Source organism: Aeromonas sp. EU05-FHT14A05, from assembly GCF_058791175.1.
The window spans coordinates 589,160-609,088 of record NZ_JBYTDH010000001.1 but is presented as its reverse complement, the minus strand read 5'-3'; the positions used below and the strand labels follow the sequence as shown (position 1 = coordinate 609,088).

Annotated in this window: 16 protein-coding genes; 7 read left to right on the top strand and 9 right to left on the bottom strand. The window is 62.9% G+C overall.

Going from position 1 to position 19,929, the window contains the following annotated elements; genetic code table 11:
- The first annotated feature begins 10 nt into the window (after nucleotides 1-10).
- From AC3WR3_RS02610 to AC3WR3_RS02595, 4 genes are all read left to right on the top strand, one after another.
- The gene (locus AC3WR3_RS02610; protein WP_139435478.1) at nucleotides 11-970 is read left to right on the top strand and encodes an ABC transporter permease; all 960 of its coding nucleotides are present in this window, start codon (nucleotides 11-13) and stop codon (nucleotides 968-970) included.
- Between the two features lie 221 nt (nucleotides 971-1,191).
- A complete protein-coding gene (locus AC3WR3_RS02605; RefSeq protein WP_139435476.1) occupies nucleotides 1,192-2,085 on the top strand; it encodes an ABC transporter permease subunit in 894 nt (297 codons plus the stop codon).
- An 82-nt stretch (nucleotides 2,086-2,167) separates the two neighbouring features.
- Nucleotides 2,168-3,166, top strand: coding sequence for a peptide ABC transporter ATP-binding protein (locus tag AC3WR3_RS02600; RefSeq protein ID WP_005325353.1), 999 nt, complete (start codon nucleotides 2,168-2,170; stop codon nucleotides 3,164-3,166).
- Nucleotides 3,167-3,302: 136 nt separating this feature from the next.
- Nucleotides 3,303-4,088, top strand: a complete 786-nt coding sequence (locus tag AC3WR3_RS02595; RefSeq protein WP_307764545.1) for a peptide ABC transporter ATP-binding protein — start codon at nucleotides 3,303-3,305, stop codon at nucleotides 4,086-4,088.
- Between the two features lie 144 nt (nucleotides 4,089-4,232).
- On the opposite strand, the gene miaE is transcribed toward AC3WR3_RS02595, so the two are convergent.
- Both miaE and AC3WR3_RS02585 read right to left on the bottom strand, forming a co-directional pair.
- Nucleotides 4,233-4,991, bottom strand: a complete 759-nt coding sequence (miaE, locus tag AC3WR3_RS02590; RefSeq protein ID WP_307764546.1) for a tRNA isopentenyl-2-thiomethyl-A-37 hydroxylase MiaE — start codon at nucleotides 4,989-4,991, stop codon at nucleotides 4,233-4,235.
- Between the two features lie 128 nt (nucleotides 4,992-5,119).
- Nucleotides 5,120-6,133 carry a LacI family DNA-binding transcriptional regulator gene (locus AC3WR3_RS02585; protein ID WP_492291072.1) on the bottom strand — a complete coding sequence of 338 codons (1,014 nt, stop codon included), beginning with the start codon at nucleotides 6,131-6,133 and terminating at the stop codon, nucleotides 5,120-5,122.
- A 250-nt stretch (nucleotides 6,134-6,383) separates the two neighbouring features.
- On the opposite strand from AC3WR3_RS02585, the gene ascF reads away from it, so the two are divergent.
- Both ascF and AC3WR3_RS02575 read left to right on the top strand, forming a co-directional pair.
- Nucleotides 6,384-7,838 (top strand): PTS cellobiose/arbutin/salicin transporter subunit IIBC, encoded by a 1,455-nt coding sequence (ascF, locus tag AC3WR3_RS02580; protein WP_492291071.1) that lies wholly within the window; start codon nucleotides 6,384-6,386, stop codon nucleotides 7,836-7,838.
- Between the two features lie 31 nt (nucleotides 7,839-7,869).
- The gene (locus tag AC3WR3_RS02575) at nucleotides 7,870-9,300 is read left to right on the top strand and encodes a 6-phospho-beta-glucosidase (RefSeq protein ID WP_492291070.1); all 1,431 of its coding nucleotides are present in this window, start codon (nucleotides 7,870-7,872) and stop codon (nucleotides 9,298-9,300) included.
- A 106-nt stretch (nucleotides 9,301-9,406) separates the two neighbouring features.
- Here the strand turns inward: AC3WR3_RS02575 and purF are convergent, their stop codons facing one another.
- From purF to lrp, 7 genes are all read right to left on the bottom strand, one after another.
- On the bottom strand, nucleotides 9,407-10,927 hold the full coding sequence (gene purF / locus AC3WR3_RS02570) for an amidophosphoribosyltransferase (RefSeq protein ID WP_492291069.1): 1,521 nt from the start codon (nucleotides 10,925-10,927) through the stop codon (nucleotides 9,407-9,409).
- Nucleotides 10,928-10,945: 18 nt separating this feature from the next.
- Nucleotides 10,946-11,437 carry a CvpA family protein gene (locus AC3WR3_RS02565; protein ID WP_005325372.1) on the bottom strand — a complete coding sequence of 164 codons (492 nt, stop codon included), beginning with the start codon at nucleotides 11,435-11,437 and terminating at the stop codon, nucleotides 10,946-10,948.
- Nucleotides 11,438-11,623: 186 nt separating this feature from the next.
- Nucleotides 11,624-12,919 carry a serine--tRNA ligase gene (gene serS, locus AC3WR3_RS02560; RefSeq protein WP_247626320.1) on the bottom strand — a complete coding sequence of 432 codons (1,296 nt, stop codon included), beginning with the start codon at nucleotides 12,917-12,919 and terminating at the stop codon, nucleotides 11,624-11,626.
- A 287-nt stretch (nucleotides 12,920-13,206) separates the two neighbouring features.
- The gene (locus AC3WR3_RS02555) at nucleotides 13,207-14,544 is read right to left on the bottom strand and encodes a replication-associated recombination protein A (RefSeq protein ID WP_404838330.1); all 1,338 of its coding nucleotides are present in this window, start codon (nucleotides 14,542-14,544) and stop codon (nucleotides 13,207-13,209) included.
- A gap of 152 nt (nucleotides 14,545-14,696) precedes the next feature.
- Nucleotides 14,697-15,305: an outer membrane lipoprotein periplasmic chaperone LolA gene (gene lolA / locus AC3WR3_RS02550; protein WP_319916925.1), complete on the bottom strand. Its 609-nt coding sequence runs from the start codon at nucleotides 15,303-15,305 to the stop codon at nucleotides 14,697-14,699.
- Between the two features lie 69 nt (nucleotides 15,306-15,374).
- Nucleotides 15,375-17,879 (bottom strand): DNA translocase FtsK, encoded by a 2,505-nt coding sequence (locus AC3WR3_RS02545; RefSeq protein ID WP_429159303.1) that lies wholly within the window; start codon nucleotides 17,877-17,879, stop codon nucleotides 15,375-15,377.
- A 192-nt stretch (nucleotides 17,880-18,071) separates the two neighbouring features.
- The gene (lrp, locus tag AC3WR3_RS02540; protein WP_005300047.1) at nucleotides 18,072-18,563 is read right to left on the bottom strand and encodes a leucine-responsive transcriptional regulator Lrp; all 492 of its coding nucleotides are present in this window, start codon (nucleotides 18,561-18,563) and stop codon (nucleotides 18,072-18,074) included.
- Nucleotides 18,564-18,713: 150 nt separating this feature from the next.
- Between lrp and ald the strand changes: the two genes are divergently transcribed.
- Nucleotides 18,714-19,829 carry an alanine dehydrogenase gene (ald, locus tag AC3WR3_RS02535; RefSeq protein WP_492291068.1) on the top strand — a complete coding sequence of 372 codons (1,116 nt, stop codon included), beginning with the start codon at nucleotides 18,714-18,716 and terminating at the stop codon, nucleotides 19,827-19,829.
- The last annotated feature ends 100 nt before the right edge of the window (nucleotides 19,830-19,929 follow it).

Sequence of the window (19,929 nt, the reverse complement as noted above, 5' to 3'; positions counted from 1 at the left end):
AGGCATAAGCATGTTTTTTTATATTCTGCGCCGCATCACCCTGCTGGTGATCACCCTGCTGGTGCTGACCATGGGGGCCTACCTGCTGGAGTTTCGCCTCATCGGCCAGGTGCTGGACTTCTGGCACGGCTACCCGGACTTCCTGCAGCGCATCGCCATCGGCGATTTCGGCCTCTCCAGCGTCTCCGGCCTGCCGGTGCTGGACGAGATCCGTCACTACTTCCCGGCGACCCTGACCCTCTGTCTCGCGGCCTTTGCCATCTCGCTGCTGGTGGGGATCCCGCTCGGGACCCTGGCGGCCCTCTATCAGGGGCGCAGCCTGGATCTCTCCATCATGGCCGCCGGCCTCATCGGCTACGCCGTGCCCGTCTTCTGGCTGGCGCTGCTGATGGTGATGTTCTTCTCCCTGGATCTCGGCTGGCTCCCCTCCTCCGGCCAGATCAGCCTGCTCTACGACGTCCCCTCCATCACGGGGATCGCCATCGTCGACGTGCTGATGAGCCAGGAGCCCTGGCGCGAGGCGGCACTGCGTGACGCCCTGCGCCACCTGGTGCTGCCCTCCCTGGTGCTGGCCGTGGTGCCCACCACCGAGGTGATCCGCCACGTGCGCAGCTCCCTCATCGACGTGATGAAGCAGAACTACATCAAGGCCGCCGCCAGCCGTGGCCTCTCCCGCCGCCAGATCGTCTGGCGCCACGGCCTCAAGAACGCCCTGCCCCCCGTGCTGCCCCTGCTCGGCCTGCAACTCGGCAGCGTGCTCACCTCCGCCATGATCACCGAGGTGGTGTTCGACTGGCCCGGGATCGGCCGCTGGCTGGTGAGCAGCATAGCGCTGCAGGACTATGCCGCCATCCGCGGCGCCTTCCTGGTGGTGGCCAGCTTCGTCATCTTCATCAGCGTCAGCACCGAGTTGCTGACCACCATCATGTATCCGGCACGGCGCAAAGAACTCTATGCAAAACAAGACTGAGTATGCCCACAGCGGCGCAGACGCCAGCATGTCGGCCTCGCGCTGCTCACCCCCTTCATGCTGTATCCGGCACGGCGCAAAGAACGCCATGCAAGACAAGACTGATTGGGGCTCTTTGACAAGACACTGCCGCATATGCGCCCCCCTTGCACGCCAAGGCGCAAGACACCCTATGCAACACAAGACTGACCCCGCTCATGGCCAGGGCTGGAGCCTGCATCATGCACGATAAATCGAACATCTATCCGGAGCTCAGGATCCTCTCCCCCCTGGAGCAGACCTGGGCCTCCTATCGCCGCAATCCGCTGGCCATGGGGGGGCTCTGGTGCTTCGGCCTGCTGCTGCTCATCACCCTGGTGGGCCCCCTGGTGGTGCCCTACGGCATCGATGATCAGCACAGCGGCCGCCTGCTGCTGGCCCCCTCCTGGGCCAGCACGGGGAACATCGACTACTTCCTCGGCACCGACGATCTGGGCCGCGACATCCTCTCCCGCCTCGTGGTGGGGGCCCGCCTCACCTTCGGCAACGCCTTGCTGGTGGTGGTGATTGCGCTCCTCGTCGGCTCCGCCATCGGCATCCTCGGCGGCATGAGCAAGGGGGTGAAGTCGAGCGTGCTCCATCACCTGCTCGATACCCTGCTCTCCATCCCCTCCCTGCTGCTGGCCATCATAGTGGTCGCCATCCTGGGGCCTGGGCTGTTCAACACCCTGATCGCCATCACACTGGCGTTGATACCGCCTTTCATCCGGGCGACCTACAACGCCGTCCACGCCGAGATGCAGAAGGAGTACATCATCGCGAGCCGCCTCGACGGCTCGCCCCCCTTGCGGATCATGCGTCTGGCCATACTGCCGAACATAGTGGAAACCCTGGTGACCCAGACCACCCGCACCCTCTCTGCCGCCATCCTGGATATCTCGGCGGTGGGCTTCCTCGGCCTCGGGGCCCAGTCACCCCAGCCGGAGTGGGGCGCCATGCTGGCGGATTCGAGCGATCTCATCTATCTGGCCCCCTGGACGGTGACCCTGCCGGGCATGGCCATTCTGTTCAGCGTGCTGGTGACCAACCTGGTGGGTGAAGGCATTCGCGAAGCGCTTAAAGAGGGGAACGATTGATGATACTGCGGCTCTATACCATCAAGGACGGCATGGCCCAGATGCAGCACGCCCAGCCATATCCTCATGAGGAGCGCCACTGATGCCTCTGCTCGACATACGCAACCTGACCATAGAGATCGACACCCCCCAGGGCAAGGTCAAGGCGGTGGACAGGGTCAGCCTGACCCTGAACGAGGGGGAGATCCGTGGCCTGGTAGGAGAATCGGGCTCGGGCAAGAGCCTGGTGGCCAAGGTCATCGTCGGTATCCAGAAGGACAACTGGACGGTGCGCGCCGACCGGATGCGCTTCAACGACATGGACTTGCTGACCATGGCTCCCAAGGAGCGACGCCGCATCATGGGCCGGGAGATCGCCATGATCTTCCAGGATCCCATCAGCTGTCTCGACCCCTCCGAGGAGATAGGCACCCAGCTCGAGGAGGCCATCCCCACCAGCGCCTTCGCCGGCAAGTTCTGGCAGCGCTTCCAGTGGCGCAAGAAGCGGGCCATCGCCCTCTTGCACCGGGTCGGGGTCAAGGATCACCGCAAGGTGATGCGGGCCTATCCCCACGAGCTGTCGGATGGCATGTGCCAGAAGGTGATGATCGCCATGGCCATCGCCAACCAGCCGCGGTTGCTGGTGGCGGACGAGCCCACCAGCGCCATGGAGTCCACTACCCACTCCCAGATCCTGCGGCTGCTGGACAAGATGAACAAGCTGGGCAACACCACCATCCTCATCATCAGCAACGACATCGCCGCCATCGCGAACCTGACCGACACCATCAACATCATGTACTGCGGCCAGATGGTGGAAGTGGGCACCCGGGATCAGATCCTCGAATCCCCCCGTCACCCCTATACGGACGCCCTGCTCAAGTCCATTCCCGACTTTGACAAGCTGGTGCGCCACAAGTCCCGGCTCGAGACCCTGCCAGGGGTGATCCCTCCCCTGCAGCACCTGCCCATCGGCTGCCGCCTCGGCCCCCGCTGCCCCTACGCCCAGAAGCAGTGCGTGCAGACCCCGCTGATGAGCAAGGTCAAGGGACATCAATTTAGCTGCCACTTCCCCTTGAACATGGAAGAGCCGAAGAAATGAGCCCGAGTCATCACCACTCCATGTCCAATCAGCAAGGCCAAGGGACATCCATTTCCCAGCTGCCACTTCCCGCTGAACATGGAAAAATCGAAGAAATGAGCCTGACCGTGAATACCGCCATAAAGGAGCCCAGCCTGTGATCGAACCCGCCCTGTTGCAGGTCAGGGGCCTGTGCAAGACCTATCAGAACCGCACCGGCCTGTTCCGGCGCCAGGCGGTGGAGGCCATCAAGCCCCTGTCGTTTGATCTCGGAGTGGGCCAGACCCTGGCCATCGTCGGCGAGGCGGGCTCAGGCAAGAGCACCCTGGCGCGGATCCTGGCCGGCATGATAGAGCCGAGCGGCGGCGAGATCGCCATCGAGGGGCAGCCCCTGGTCCACGGTGACTATCAGACCCGCTGCAAGCTGCTGCGGATGATCTTCCAGGACCCCAATACCTCGCTCAACCGCAAGATCCGGGTCGGCCAGATCCTGGAGACGCCGCTGCGGCTCAACACCGAGATGACCGAGGAGGAGCGCCGGGAGAAGGTGATCCAGACCCTGCGCATGGTGGGCATGCTGGCGGATCACGCCCTCTTCTACCCACAGATGCTCTCCGCCGGTCAGCAGCAGCGGGTGGGGCTGGCGCGGGCGCTGATCCTCAACCCCAAGATAGTGGTGGCCGATGAAGCCTTGTCGACCCTGGATATCTCGGTGCGCTCCCAGATCATCAACCTGCTGCTGGAGATGCAGGAGACCATGGGGCTGAGCTATGTGCTGGTGGCCAACGATCTGGGCATCGTCAGCCACATCAGCGACGAGGTGCTGGTGATGCACGAGGGCCGGGTGGTGGAGCGCGGCAAGACCTTGCGGGTCTTCGCCGATCCCCAGCACGACGTGACCCGCCGCCTGATCCAGAACTACAACAACGAATACCGCCGCTGATCCCCAGCCGTTCCCCTCCGGCCCATGGGCCGGGCATAAAAAAACCCGGCCTGATGTCACATCAGTCGCCGGGGGATTGCGCTCAAAAAAGTGATTGCGTCGCTCGTAGTAGGAACACCGAGATAGTAGGCAGCCCCTCTGGGCTCAACAACTGTCAGATCTGACAGGCAGGCCGCTATGGAACCTGAACTGCGGGTCCGGCGAGCAGATAAGCTCGGCTTCAATCCGGCCAAAATAGGCGACCCGCTCGCTGATATCCTCCCCGGCATATTGCTCGGCCAGTGCCAGATAGTCCTGGTAGTGGCGCGCCTCCGATCGCAGCAGAGAGACATAGAAGCGGCCCAGCTCCTCGTCCAGATGGGGGGCAATCTTCGCAAAGCGCTCGCAGGAGCGCGCCTCTATGTAGGCGCCGATGATCATCTTGTCCACCACGGCCGCCGGCTCGTAGGTGCGCACGTGGGCCAGCAGGCTGCGGGCATAGCGGGAGGCAGTGACGGGCCCGTAGGGGATGCCGCGGGCCTGCATCATCTCCAGCACCTGCTCGAAGTGGTGCAGCTCCTCCTGGATGAGCCGCACCATGGGAAACAGCAGGGGATTGCGTTCGAGCTCGGCGAACACGCTTCTGTCTGATTCCCCCATGGTGCGTTTGCCGAGGATCTCGGCCTTCTCGGGGATGGCATCCAGCTCACGGTAAAACTCAAGCTTGGGCAGCAGGTGGCGCTTCTCCTTGGGCAGGCAGTAGCGGCGCACCAGGCTGTGGGCCGTCAGGGCGGCCTTGTTCTCGCAGTTGGCGTGATCGATGAGCAGGGTCGGCAACTGGGCGGGATCCCGCGCCATCTCCACCCACTCATCCGGGGTCTCGCAATGCAGGAACTGACGAACGGGGGCTAGCAGGTCATCCATCTGAACTCTTGTACTCTCTGGTTAGTCTTGATTGGCATATATTGATGCGGCTTGATACGGCGGGCGAAGCCCGCGAAGGGGGCCCATGCTAACGGATCCCGCCCCGCCTGCCCAGCGCAGAGGCGGCCTCACTCCAGCAGGCGCTTGAGGGAATCGCGCCGGACCAGCTTGCCACTGAAAGAGGGCAGCGCCTCGGGCTCACCCTCCTCCACCATGGTGATCAGCCGGCTGATGGTCTCCTGGATCATCTCGGTCACCGGCATTTTGACGCTGGCCAGCGAAGGAATGACGTAGGGAGCCAGGGCGATGTCGTCGAAGCCCACCACAGAGACCTGCTCCGGCACCGACAGGCCGCTCTCGTGCAACTGCTTGATGGCGCCGATCGCCATGTCATCGTTGCTGGCGATCAGGGCACTGAAGCTCACCCCGCGCGCCAGCAGGATCGAGACCCCGGCCGCGCCGCAGGCGGGGGTCCACTTGCCGGGGGCGATCAATTCGTCGCGCAGCGGGATCTCGTGCCGGACTAAAGCCTGCTTGTAACCGGCGAGGCGCTCTATACCGGTGGGGGAATCCGCCGAGCCTGTGATGAAGGCGATGTCCCTGTGCCCCATCTCCACCAATTTATCCACCACGGCCGCGGCGGCCGCCTGCTGATCGGAGTAGACGCAGTGCGCCGGGTGGCGACGTAACTTGCGGTTGAGCACCATGATGGGCTGGGAGTGCTGCTCGATGATCTCGTCCATCTCCTCGACGCCGAGAAAACGCGGGTAGATGATGACGCCGTCACAGCGGGAGTCGAGCAGGTACTGGATGGCCTGTCGCTCCTCCTCGGCGCTGTGCTTGCCGTCGGCCAGGATCAGCTGCCGGCCCCTATCTTCGGTCAACCGCGCCGCGTGGGAGAGCAGCTCGCTGAAATAGACGCCGTGATAGAGGGTATTGGTCACCACCAGCCCCAGAGTCTGGGTGTTTTTGGTGGCCAGCTGCCTCGCCAGCAGGTTGGGGCGATAGCCGCTCTCCTCTATGGCCTGGAACACCCGATCCCGGGTCTCCTGACTGGTATAGCCATTGCCCGACAGCACCCGGGAGACAGTCGCCTTCGACACCCCTGCCCGCTTCGCCACCTCCAGCATAGTCGTCATCATCTTCCCCTCTTCTCGACGGGCCGCAGTGTACTGCACGGGACCCGCTTGTGCTAACGAGAATGGGCGCAACTCCCCCCTTTCAGTGATCCCATTCACGGTTCTGCACAATGGCGGTGCGACCGTCTTGTCTGTGAGCATGAAACTGCGCATGCTGTGTGGAACCGGTTCCACAATTCAGTTTCATGCCCGTTCTTCCCGTCGTCAATGACGGGGTTCGACAGGCCTCATTTGGTAAAAAGGATACGACTAGATGTCAAAGAACTACGCGGCCCTGGCCGGCAAGGTCATCACGGCCCTCGGCGGAACCGGCAACATCGTCGCCGTGACCCACTGCATGACGCGCCTGCGCTTCGTGCTGCAAGACCCCACCCTGGTGGACAGTCCAACGCTCAAGGCCACTGCCGGGGTACTTGGGGTGGTCAGCAGTGATAACCAGTGCCAGGTGATCATCGGCAACCTGGTCTCCCACGCCTATCGCGAGGTGCTTGCCCAAATGCCGGAAGGCGCACAGGGAGACCTGCCGGCGGCCAAGCCTGGTTTCAGCCTGCGCCGCATGGGCGCCGCCATTCTGGACGCCCTGATCGGCACCATGTCGCCGCTCATTCCGGCCATCATCGGCGGCTCCATGCTCAAGCTGCTGGCCATGGTGCTGGAGATGACAGGGGCGCTGGAGAAAGGCTCCTCGACCCTCACCATACTCACTGTGGCAGGTGACGGCGCCTTCTTCTTCCTGCCCCTGATGGTGGCCGCCTCCGCCGCCGTCAAGTTCAAGACCAATATGTCGCTCGCCATCGCCATCGCCGGGGTGCTGGTGCACCCCAGCTTCATCGAGCTGATGGCCAGGGCCGCCCAGGGGGAGCAGGTGACCTTCGCCCTGATCCCGGTCACGGCGGTGAAATACACCTACACAGTGATCCCGGCCCTGGTGATGACCTGGTGCCTCTCCTACATAGAGCGCTGGGTCGATCGCATCACCCCGGCGGTGACCAAGAACTTCTTGAAGCCCATGCTGATAGTGCTGATCGCGGCGCCGCTCGCCATCCTGCTCATCGGCCCCGTCGGCATCTGGATTGGCACCGCCATCTCGGGCCTGGTCTACACGGTTCACGACTACCTCGGCTGGCTGTCGGTGGCCATCATGGGCGCGCTCTGGCCCCTGCTGGTGATGACCGGCATGCACCGCGTCTTCACCCCGACCATCATCCAGACCATCGCCGAGACCGGCAAGGAAGGCATGGTGATGCCCTCAGAGATAGGCGCCAACCTCTCCCTCGGCGGCTCCTCCCTGGCCGTCGCCTGGCGCACCAAAAACCCCGAGCTGCGCCAGACCGCGCTCGCGGCGGCCGCCTCCGCCATCATGGCGGGGATCTCGGAACCCGCCCTCTACGGCGTCGCCCTGCGATTGAAGCGCCCCCTCATCGCCAGCCTCATCAGCGGTTTCATCTGCGGCGCCGTGGCGGGCATGGCCGGGCTCGCCAGCCACTCCATGGCGGCCCCCGGGCTCTTCACCAGCGTGCAGTTCTTCGATCCGGCCAACCCCATGAGCATCGCCTGGGTGTTCGCCGTGATGGCGCTCTCGGTGGTGCTCTCCTTCGTGCTGACCCTGCTGATGGGCTTTGAAGACATACCGGTGGAGGTACCCGGCGAGAGCGCCGCTCCCCAGCCCGTCGCGGCCAGCCAGGCACAGGCTACCGCCGGTGTGTGACTCCCCTATCAGACATAACAAGAGGTAACCGATGTCGATAACCAGATTTCCCCAAGGCTTCCTGTGGGGCGGCGCCCTGGCCGCCAACCAGGCGGAAGGCGGCCATCGCGAGGGGGGCAAGGGGCTGACCACGGTCGACATGATCCCCCATGGCACCAACCGCATGGCGGTCAAACTCGGCCAGGAGCAGCGCTTCACCCTGCGAGATGACGAGTTCTACCCAAGCCACGAGGCCATCGATTTCTATCACCGCTACAAGGAAGACATCGCCCTGATGGCCGAGATGGGCTTCACGGTGTTTCGCACCTCCATCGCCTGGAGCCGGCTCTATCCCAGGGGGGACGAGGCCGAACCCAATCCCGAGGGCATCGCCTTCTACCGGGCGCTGTTCGAGGAGTGCAAGAAACATGGCATCGAGCCCCTGGTGACCCTGTGCCACTTCGACGTGCCCATGCACCTGGTGGTGGAGTACGGCTCCTGGCGCAACCGCCAGATGGTGACCTTCTTCACCCGCTATGCGCGCACCTGCTTCGAGCAATTCGACGGTCTGGTGAAGTACTGGCTCACCTTCAACGAGATCAACATACTGCTGCACAGCCCCTTCTCCGGCGCCGGGCTGGTGTTCGAGGAAGGGGAAGAGAGGGAGCAGGTCAAATACCAGGCCGCCCACCACGAGCTGGTGGCGAGCGCCCTGGCGACCCGGATCGCCCACGAGGTGAACCCGGCCAACCAGGTGGGCTGCATGCTGGCGGGGGGCAGCTTCTATCCCTACTCCTGCAAGCCGGAAGATGTCTGGGCCGCGCTGCAAAAGGAGCGGGAGAACCTGCTGTTCATCGATGTGCAGGCGAGAGGCGCCTACCCGGCTTATGCCGCCAGCCTGTTTCGCGAGAAGGGGATCCAGCTCGTCAAGGCGCCGGAGGATGATGAGATCCTCAAACACAGCGTCGACTTCGTCTCCTTCAGCTACTACGCCTCCCGCTGCGCCTCCGCCGACATGAACGCGGGCAACACCAGCGCCGCCAACGTGGTCAAGTCCCTGCGCAACCCGCACATCGAGGTGAGCCAGTGGGGTTGGGGCATAGACCCGCTCGGCCTTCGCATCACCATGAACAGCCTGTACGACCGCTACCAGAAGCCGCTGTTCCTGGTGGAGAACGGCCTGGGGGCCATCGACGAGATCAACGCCGATGGCGAGATAGAGGACGACTATCGCATCGACTACCTGCGCGCGCACATCAGCGCCATGGGGGATGCCATCGCCGACGGGGTGCCGCTCTTGGGCTACACCAGCTGGGGCTGCATCGATCTGGTCTCCGCCTCCACCGGCGAGATGAGCAAGCGCTACGGCTTCGTCCACGTGGACAGGGACGATGCCGGCCGGGGCACCCTGGCGCGCAGGCGCAAGAAGTCGTTCTGGTGGTACCGACAGGTTATTGCCAGCAACGGGGAAGATCTGGCGTGACGAGGGCCGCCCCGCTGAGGAAGGGGCGGCTTGCGACAGAGACAAAAACAGAGATGGGGGCCTGGGCCCCCATCTCTGTTTCATGTCGACGGCAATCGGAAAACGTTTAACTGCCTTCGTTGAAGATCTCCAGGTTGCTGGTCCCTTCCTGCCACTCGCGCACCGCCTTGTTGTCATCGCTGCGCAGGGCGTTCAGGTGGTCCAGATAGCCCTGATCCACGTCCGAGGTCACGTAGTGGCCATTGAACACCGAGGTCTCGAAGTGGCGCAGCTCGGGGTTGATCTCCCGTACCGCCTCTTCCAGATCTTCCAGATCCTGGAAGATCAGGCCATCGGCGCCGATCAGCTTGCACACCTCTTCCACTTCGCGGCCATGGGCAATCAGCTCGTTGGCGGTGGGCATGTCGATGCCGTAGACGTTGGGGAAGCGGATCTCCGGTGCCGCCGAGGCGAAATAGACCTTGGCCGCCCCCGCTTCACGGGCCATCTGGATGATCTGCTCCGAGGTGGTGCCACGGACGATGGAGTCATCCACCAGCAACACCTTCTTGCCCTTGAATTCGGAGCTGATGGCGTTGAGCTTGCGACGCACCGACTTCTTGCGCTGGGTTTGGCCCGGCATGATGAAGGTACGGCCTATGTAGCGGTTCTTCACGAAGCCCTGGCGGTAAGGCAGGCCCAGGGTATGGGCGATTTCCAGCGCCACATCGCAGGAGGTCTCGGGGATGGGGATGACCACGTCCACGTCGAGATCTTCCCACTCCCGTGCAATCTTCTTGCCCAGCTTGCGACCCATGTTGAGACGGGCGGCGTAGACGGAGACCTTGTCGATGCAGGAGTCGGGACGGGCGAAGTAGACGTACTCGAAGATGCAGGAGCTCATCTGGGGGTTCTCCGCACACTGCTCGGAGAAGAGCTGGCCCTGCTCTGTGATGTAGATGGCCTCGCCCGGGGCGACGTCACGCACCGTCTCGAAACCGATGGCGTCCAGCGCCACGCTCTCGGAGGCGAGCATGTACTCCACCTGGCCCTGATCGTCGGCGCGGCGGCCCAGGATCAGCGGACGAATGCCGTTGGGATCGCGAAAGCCGATGAGGCCGTGACCGATCACCAGGGAGACCACGGCATAGGCGCCGCGGATCTGCTGGTGCACCTTACGCACCGCAGAGAAGATGTCCTCCGGCCGCAGCGCCATCTTGTCGCACAGATCCAGCTCGTGGGCCAGCACGTTCAGCAGCACTTCGGAATCCGAGGTGGTGTTGATGTGGCGGCGGGCCACCTTGAACTGCTGCTCCTTGAGATCCTTGGCGTTGGTGAGGTTGCCGTTATGGGCCAGCACCATGCCGTAGGGAGAGTTCACGTAAAAAGGTTGGGCTTCAGCGGCACTGGAGCTGCCTGCGGTGGGATATCTGACATGTCCTATGCCGATATGCCCCTTCAGTCGCTGCATGTGGCGCACTTCAAACACATCCTTCACCAGGCCGTTGGCCTTGCGTTGCCGGAAGTTTCCACTGTCAATGGTCACGATCCCGGCGGCATCCTGTCCCCTGTGCTGCAACACCGTCAAGGCGTCGTAGAGGGCCTGATTGACGGGGGTGGTGCCAACTATACCGACAATACCGCACATGTCTTTGCTACCTCGAAGTCACTGTACCTGTTGAAGAAAACTGGACGAGTTCAGCATGAACCCGAAAAACCACTGGATCACCGGCTTGAACTCGGGAACCAGCTTGGACGCCACCCACCAGTCGCTCTGGGAGAGGCTGGTGAAGGTATCCATAAAAAACAGCAGGGCACTGACGATCAGTACCCCGCGAATGGCGCCAAAACAGACCCCCAGCACCCGATCCGTGCCGGAGAGTCCCGTCTTTTCCACCAGCAAACCCACCACGTAGTTGACCACGCTCCCCAGGATCAGGGTCGCCACGAAGAGGGCGGCGATGGCCAGGCCGTTGCGCACCATGGCGTCGGAGAAGGAGGTGAAGTAGACGGCGAGATCCGGATAGAAATGGCTGGCAATGAAAAAGGCGACGAACCAGGTGACGAGGGACATGGCTTCCTTCAGGAAGCCGCGCACCAGGCTGATGAGGGCAGAGAAACCGACGATGCCGATGATGGCGTAATCAATCCAGACCATAGAAAAAGATGTCCTGCGAAATTGCGGCGCAGTCTAACAAAAACGATTGCGCAATGCTTGATAAAAATGTGTTAAAGGTTCAATGGAGCGCCGAAGGAGACCGCTCCTCGCCCCTGCCGGGGGCGGCTGGCGCCCAAATGCACAACGCCATGGCATGGCCATGGCGTTGTGGTCAGCAAGGGGGGCTTAGCCGATGTGGGTCAGGCCGCCCATGTAGGACTGCAGCGCCGCCGGGATGGCGATGCGGCCGTCTTCCTGCTGGTAGTTCTCGATCACCGCCACCAGGGTGCGGCCCACCGCGAGGCCGGAGCCGTTCAGGGTGTGCAGCAGCTGCGGCTTGCCGTCGACACGCACGCGGGCCTGCATGCGGCGCGCCTGGAAGTCGGTGCAGTTGGAGACGGAGGAGATCTCGCGGTAGGTGTTCTGGGCCGGCAGCCAGACTTCCAGATCGTAGGTCTTGGCGGCGCAGAAGCCCATGTCACCGGTGCAGAGCGCCATCACGCGATAGGGCAGCTCCAGCAGTTGCAGCACCTTCTCGGCGTGACCCACCATCTCTTCCAGCGCGTCCCAGGACTTCTCCGGGTGCACCAGCTGGACCATCTCGACCTTGTCGAACTGGTGCATGCGGATGAGGCCCCGGGTGTCACGGCCATAAGAGCCGGCTTCGGAGCGGAAGCAGGGGCTGTGGGCCGTCATCTTGATGGGCAGTTCCTGCTCGTCGAAGATCTCGTCGCGGGCCATGTTGGTGAGCGGCACTTCGGAGGTCGGAATGAGGGAGAACTTGCGCACCTTGCCCTCGTCTTCCCCTTCCCCCTCGATACCTGTGTTGAACAGGTCCTGGGAGAACTTCGGCAGCTGGCCGGTGCCGTACAGGCTGTCCGGGTTCACCAGGTAGGGTACGTAGCATTCGGTGTAGCCGTGCTGCAGGGTGTGCAGGTCCAGCATGAACTGCGCCAGGGCGCGGTGCAGGCGGGCAATCTGACCCTTCATCACCACGAAGCGGGCACCGGAGAGCTTGACGCCATTCTTGAAGTCCACACCCTTGACCGCTTCACCTATGTCGATGTGATCCCGTACCGGGAAGCTGAACTCGCGCGGGGTGCCCCAGCGGCGCACTTCCACGTTGTCGTTCTCGTCGCGGCCCACCGGGGTGGTGTCGCTCGGCAGGTTGGGGATGGCGTCCGAGATGGCCTTGATGTCGGCCAGCAGAGCCTCGAGCGCGACCTTGCTGGTCTCCAGCTCGTCGTTGATCTTGGTCACTTCGGCCTTGAGCGGAGCCACATCTTCGCCGCGACGGGCAGCCTCACCGATGGACTTGGAGCGGGCGTTGCGCTCGGCCTGCAGCTCCTGGGTACGGGACTGCAGATCCTTGCGTTTCTCTTCCAGAGCATTGACAGCCGCTACGTCCAGCGCGTAGCCACGTGCAGCCAGACGAGCGGCGGCCTCTTCGATATCGCTGCGCAGATATTTGGGATCCAGCATGGTTTACCTACTTTTTTTAATGGGATCTGGGCCTGGGTCATCCGCCCTGGCGAGAAAACAGATCCGGAAGTTAACATCGGTTGGCGCACCCCTATGTCTTCGGAATCGGGCCTTCGAAATCAAGAAGATGGTGCAAGGCCAAGACAAGCGGGGTCAGAGGGGCAGTGTAGCAGACCGCCCCCCCGCCCGAACAGGGCGTATTGCTGTCGTTTTTGCCAAGTTTGACGGCATCGGCAGGCTTATCTTCGCCGATCCGAGGGATCCCCATGCCGCCCGGCAACCTGCCCTTACTTGTCTCTCTGGCGCGGGCTCTGCCGGTCCAGCTCGCGCAGATAGTCGAGCTTCTGGGCGATCTGCTTCTCGAGGCCCCGATCGGTGGGCTGGTAGTAGTGCTTGCCCGCCAGCTCGGGGGGGAAGTACTCCTCGCCGGCGGCATAGGCCCCGGGTTCGTCGTGGGCGTAGCGGTACTCGGCGCCATAGCCGAGCTCGCTCATCAGCCTGGTGGGGGCGTTGCGCAGGTGCGGCGGCACCTCGAAGTCCGGCAGGTTTTTGGCGTCATTGAGCGCCGCCTTCCAGGCGGTGTAGACCGCATTGCTCTTGGGGGCGCAGGCGAGGTAGACGATGGCCTGGGCGATGGCCCGCTCCCCTTCCGCCGGGCCGATGCGGTGGAAGCAGTCCCAGGCCGAGAGCGCCACCTGCATGGCGCGGGGATCGGCGTTGCCCACGTCTTCCGAGGCAATGGCCAGCAAGCGGCGGGCGATGTAGAGGGGATCGCAACCGGCGCTCACCATGCGGGCATACCAGTAGAGGGCCGCATCCGGCGCCGAGCCGCGAATGGACTTGTGCACCGCCGAGATGAGGTCGTAGAAGTGATCCCCCCCCTTGTCGAAGCGCGCCACGTGCTCCCCCACCACGGCGGCGAGCAGGGCGCTGTCGATCACCCTCTCCCCTGCCCCATTGGCCTCGGCCATGTCGGCCAAGAGCTCCAGGTAGTTGAGGGACTTGCGCCCGTCCCCATCCACGGCTTTGGCCAGCGCCGCCTTCACCCCGGGGGCAAAGGTGAGGCTCGGGTCGTTGAGGCCACGGGGGTCTGTCATCGCCTGATCGAGCATGGCGAGGATGTCCTCCTCCTCCAGCCGCTTGAGCAGGTAGACCCGGGCCCGGGAGAGCAGTGCGTTGTTGAGTTCGAACGAGGGGTTTTCGGTGGTGGCGCCGATGAAGGTGATGGTGCCGTCTTCGATGTGGGGCAGGAACACATCCTGCTGGCTCTTGTTGAAGCGGTGCACCTCGTCCACGAAGAGGATGGTGCGCACCCCGCGCCAGCTGTTCTCCTTCGCCTTGTCGATGGCGGCGCGGATCTCCTTGATGCCGGAGGTGACCGCGGAGAGCCGCTCCACCTCGGCCTGGCAGTAGTGGGCCATCAGCTCGGCGAGGGTGGTCTTGCCGGTGCCGGGCGGTCCCCACAGGATCATGGAGTGGCAGTGCCCCGCCAGGATCGCCTTGCGCAGGGGCTTGTCCGCCCCCAGGATGTGCTGCTGGCCTATGTACTGATCCAGGGTTTGCGGCCGCATCCTGGCCGCCAGCGGACGAAAGTCCGACGAGAAATCCAGCGACAAGTTGCTCATCTGTATTGACCGTTCAGTTTCACGCATACCGCCATGGAAAAACGGTCCGACGCGACATCCAATAAGAGGTTACTCATCTCTATTGACCCCCAGCGTCACGCCCGCCGCCGTTGACAGACGGGCTGACGATAAATCCAGCGACCGCCTGCTCATCAGCGCTGATCGTCCAGTGCGACCCCCTTGGGTATCTTGAACACGAACTCGTTGCCCTTGAGCACCGGCTTGCGGTTGAAGCTGCTCAAGACGAATTCGCTCCACTGCCCCTGCGCCTCTTTCACGTCGAACCGGCTGATGTTGTTCTGGCGGTCGAAGGTGATGCGGAAGGAGGCGATCAGCTCGTCCTTGTTGCGGCTGGTGACTGTGTAGACATCCCCTTCCTGGGTCACGTCGTAGTTCTTCCAGAGCCCGACATCGTTGCCGGCGATCAGCACGAAGGGGGTGTTGAGCACCGCATCCTTCATCTTGAGGGCGGTGACCTGCTCGACGAAGGGATCATAGACCCACACATCCTTGCCGTCCGCCACGATCAGGCTCTCGTCCGGGGTCGTGGTGTGCCAGTTGAAGCGGTTCGGGCGCTGCACCAGCAGGGAGCCGCTCGCCTTCTGCAGCTCCTTGCCCTTGCTGTCATAGACGGTCTGGGCAAACTTGGCCGAGAACAGGCTGACACCCGTCAGCTTCTGCTTGAGATCGCTGGCCGCATCGGCCCACACCTGGCTGCTGGCGAGCAACAGTACAGAACCCATCAATAATGCTTTTTTCATCGCGATTCCCGTTGAAGAGGGTCAGATAAAAGGCCATGTCCGCAGACATGGCCAGGATGATATGAAGGCTTAATCACGCACCGGGGGCGGTGCCAGCACGTCGCGCTGGCCGTTGCCCCCCGGAGAGCTGACGATGCCCTGGTTTTCCATCTGCTCGATGAGACGGGCCGCCCGGTTGTAACCGATCTTGAACTTGCGCTGCACGCTGGAGGTCGAGCCACGGCGGGATTCCACCACGAAGGCGACCGCCTCGTCGAACAGGGGATCCAGCTCCTCGTCACCCCCGCCGCCGTACTCGCCACCACCGCCTTCGCCGTCCGACTCACCGGAGAGGATCTCGTCGATGTAGTTCGGCTCGCCGCGCAGTTTCCAGTCCGCCACCACCTTGTGCACCTCGTGGTCATCGACGAAGGCGCCGTGGACCCGGGTCGGGTTGGAGGTGCCGGCGGGCATGTAGAGCATGTCCCCCATGCCGAGCAGGGATTCGGCGCCGCCCTGATCCAGGATGGTGCGGGAATCTATCTTGCTCGACACCTGGAAGGAGATCCGGGTCGGGATGTTGGCCTTGATGAGGCCGGTGATCACATCCACCGAGGGGCGCTGGGTCGCGAGGATCAGGTGAATACCGGCCGCCCGCGCCTTCTGGGCGATACGGGCGATGAGCTCTTCCACCTTCTTGCCGACGATCATCATCATGTCGGCGAACTCGTCCACCACCACCACTATGTGGGGCAGCTTCTCCAGCTCCGGCGGCATCTGATCCATGGAGTCACCCGGACGCCACAGGGGATCCCGCAGGGGCTCGCCCTCGGCGGCCGCGGCCAGCACCTTGTCGTTGTACCCCTTGAGGTTGCGCACCCCGACCGCGGACATCAGCTTGTAGCGGCGTTCCATCTCGCCGACGCACCAGCGCAGGGCGTTGGCCGCGTCCTTCATGTCGGTGACCACCTCGGTCAGCAGATGGGGGATCCCTTCGTAGACCGAGAGCTCCAGCATCTTGGGGTCGATCATGATGAAGCGCAGATCGTCCGGCGTCGACTTGTAGAGCATGGAGATGATCATGGTGTTGACCCCCACCGACTTGCCCGAGCCAGTGGTACCGGCCACCAGCAGGTGGGGCATCTTGGCGAGGTTCACCACCACGGGTTCTCCCGCGATGTCCTGCCCCAGCCCCATGGTCAGCGGATTGTGGCTGCCAGAGAAGGCCTCGCAGTCCAGGGTCTCACGCAGGTAGACGGTCTGGCGCACCCGGTTGGGCAGCTCGATGCCGACGAAGGTCTTGCCCGGGATAACCTCCACCACCCGCACGCTGCTGGCGGACAGCGAACGGGCGAGATCCCGCGACAGGTTGGTGATCTTGCTCGCCTTCATGCCCGGCGCCAGATCCAGCTCGAAGCGGGTGATGACCGGGCCCGGATAGACGCCGACCACCTTGGCCTGGACGTTGTAGTCGGCGAGTTTCGCCTCCACCAGCCGGCCCATGCGGTCCAGCTCGTCCTTGCTCATCATCTGGGTCTTGGCGGGCGGGCGGTCGAGCAGCTCTATGCTCGGCAGCGGCGCCATGGCGGGCTGGGGGCGACGCTTGGGCTTGACCGGTGCGGCCACAACTGGCGCGTCAGCCTCCTCCCCTTCCGCCCAGGGCAGATCGAGCTCGTCATCCCCGTCATCGGCCAGGGCCGGCTGACGTCGGGCAGTGGCAACGGCGGCGCGCTTGGGTCTGGCCACGGGCGCCGGCTCGTCCTCTTCATCATCGAATTGCGGATCGAACTGGAAGGTGTCGTCATCGAGCTCCGGCAGCCATTCGTCAGATTTTGACTTCTGGCTCCCCTTGGCCTTGGGGTTGCGCGTCCAGCTGCTATGGGGCTCGTCCTCTTCTTCGTCGAGATCCAGAGCGCCCACGCCCCCTTCCAGCAGGGGATCCGGCCCCTCAAAACGGGGCTGGCGCCAGCCGCCGGTGAGCCAGCGGCCCAGGGTCGTCGGGAAATGGTAGATGGCGCTGACGCTGCCGGTGCAGGTGGCACCGATCCGCTCGACTATGGTGAGCCAGGACCAGCCGGTGAACAGGGTGATGCCGGTGGCCACGAAGCAGAGCAGCATCAGGTTGGCCCCGACCCCGCCAAACAGAGGCACCACGGCGGAGGCGATCACGTCTCCCACCAGGCCACCTGCGGAGAAATTCTGCAAGTCATTGAAGTTCATGCTGGCGATGGCGGACATGCCGAGCACCGTCAGGACGAAGCCGATGATGCGCACCGACAGGGTGAGATAGTCCACCTCCAGCAGCCGGCTCGGGCGCCAGAACAGGCTCCAGCCGAGCAGCACCACCAGGGGAGGCACCAGATAGGAGAAAGCCCCGAAGGTGAACATGGTGATGTCGGCGAGCCAGGCACCGGCGCTGCCCGCCAGGTTCTTCACCTCTCCCTGCCAGGAGGTCTGGGACCAACCGGGATCGGCGGGATGGTAGGTCAACAGGGCAAGCAAGAGATAGGCAGCCATCAGGGTGATGGCGATCAAGACGGCCTCGAAGATCCGTTGCGTACCTGACAAAGGAGTAAACAGCTTTTTATCGGCCAAACTCCGGCTCCTTTCTGAAAACATGTAATGCGGGGATAGGGGGCCTAGTATCCCTGAAAAGCCCACCGATTGTCAGCCAGTGCCTGAGGGCGGGGCCATGAATACAGTAATAAGAAGAAACGAGCGGACCGGCCGCTCGTTTCTGACTATCGTGACTCGTCGTGGTGCTTGCAAGTCACAGCACAATCCCGCTTATCGGGTGCTGATCACCAGACGGCTGCTCTGCTTGACCTCTTCCATCACCACATAGGTACGGGTGTCATTGACGCCGGGCAGACGCAGCAGGGTTTCCCCCAGCAGACGGCGATAGGCCGACATGTCGCTGACGCGGGTCTTGAGCAGATAGTCGAAATCACCGGACACCAGATGGCACTCCTGGATCTCTTCGAGCACCTGAACAGCCTTGTTGAACTGTTCGAATACGTCGGGGGCGCCACGATTGAGGGTAATTTCCACGAACACCAGCAGAGACGCATCCAGATAATGAGGGTTCAGAATAGCGGCATATCCTTCGATATAACCTTGACGCTCGAGGCGACGAACCCGTTCCAGACACGGTGTGGGACTCAGGCCAACTCGTTTGGACAACTCAACGTTCGAAATCCTGCCATCCTTTTGCAGTTCATTCAGAATGTTGCGGTCAATCCTGTCCAAATCCTTTAGCCGACTCTTAGCTTCCATCATTTAATTCCATCCTTTGGCTATTTTTTGGTAAGAATCACCAGTCATTTTATAATAATGGTCACAAATCCTGTCAATACCTGAATATACTAGGCGCAAATGTTGCTTAACATCTGGGCAACATAAACCACCAATCGATAGACGAGGGATAGCATGATTATCGGTGTACCTAAGGAAATAAAAAACCATGAATATCGCGTAGGCATGGTTCCGGCCAGTGTACGTGAACTGACAGCACGAAACCATACCGTTTTCGTCCAAAGCGGCGCAGGAAATGGCATTGGCTTCAGTGACGCAGATTATCTGGCTGCCGGAGCCGAAATTCTGGCCTCCGCGGCAGACGTTTTCGCCAAGGCCGAGATGATCGTCAAGGTCAAGGAACCCCAGGCGGTGGAACGCGCCATGCTGCGTCCCGGCCAGACCCTCTTTACCTACCTGCACCTGGCGCCAGACCTGGCCCAGACCCGGGAGCTGGTCGACAGCGGCGCCGTCTGCATCGCCTACGAGACCGTCACCGACGGCCGTGGCGGCCTGCCCCTGCTGGCTCCCATGTCGGAAGTGGCCGGACGCATGTCTATTCAGGCCGGCGCCCAGGCGCTGGAGAAGTCCCGCGGCGGCAGCGGCGTGCTGCTCGGCGGCGTGCCCGGTGTGGAGCCAGCCAAGGTGGTGATCATCGGTGGCGGCGTGGTGGGTTCCAACGCAGCCCGCATGGCCATCGGCCTGCGTGCGGACGTGACCATACTCGACAACAACATCGACACCCTGCGCCGTCTTGACAGCGAGTTCCAGGGGGCGGCCAAGGTGGTCTACTCCAATCGCGAGACCCTGGAGCGCCACCTGCTGGCGGCGGATCTGGTCATCGGCGGCGTGCTGGTACCGGGCGCCACTGCGCCAAAACTTGTCAGCCGTGACCACATTGCACGCATGAAGCCGGGCTCCGCCATTGTGGACGTGGCCATCGATCAGGGCGGCTGCGTCGAGACCTCTCACGCCACCACCCACGAGGATCCCACCTTCATCGTCGACGAGGTGGTGCACTACTGCGTGGCCAACATGCCAGGCGCCGTGGCCCGCACCTCCACCGTAGCCCTCAACAACGCCACCCTGCCCTTCATCATCAAGCTGGCGGAACAGGGCTATCGCGGTGCACTGCTCAGCGATCCCCACCTGTTGCACGGCCTGAACGTGATGGTGGGCAAGATCACCTGCAAGGAGGTCGCCGTGGCGCACAACCTGGCCTACACGGATCCCCTGACCCTGCTGAACTGATCCCGCCCCCGCAAGGGAGCGTCGATGAGTGAAAATCCGCCCGCGATGGGCGGTTTTTTTATGGCGCAATCCGGCCACCCTCCCCCCTCTTTGGCGATTG